1 protein-coding gene is annotated in these 309 nt (G+C 41.7%); it reads left to right on the top strand.

What is annotated here, in order from left to right:
• Positions 1-20: 20 nt before the first annotated feature.
• Positions 21-309, top strand: a 289-nt coding sequence (locus ACFIM1_RS09430) for a hypothetical protein (RefSeq protein ID WP_375694700.1), incomplete at its 3' end; no start/stop codon positions are given.

Below are 309 nucleotides of genomic sequence, written 5' to 3'. Positions count from 1 at the left end.
CTGGTTCCCAGGTTTATTCATTGGGTAGTAGTGTTTCGAAGACTTTAGGAGGCAATGCCAAGTATGAGAATGGTGACTGGACAGCCCCAAGCTTTACGGTTAAGACCGTTACAGCAGATGGGAGTGCAGTTGAAGAGCAGAGCTATGATAATGTTGCTAAAGCCTTTGAAGGTGTGGGAAGTTCTTTCACGAACATTCATAAAGAGCTTAAGAATGAGATTACTAAAGTTTTAGGAGATAGTCTTGTTAAGCAGGATGCTGATACAACGGTTATCAATATTGGTAAAGAGGTAGAAGGTACGAGCATCA

This window comes from Bartonella sp. AC158YNML (assembly GCF_042196725.1).
Classification (GTDB): Bacteria; Pseudomonadota; Alphaproteobacteria; order Rhizobiales; family Rhizobiaceae; genus Bartonella.
Note: the sequence above shows the minus strand (reverse complement) of the source record. Positions and strands in the feature narration are given on the sequence as shown.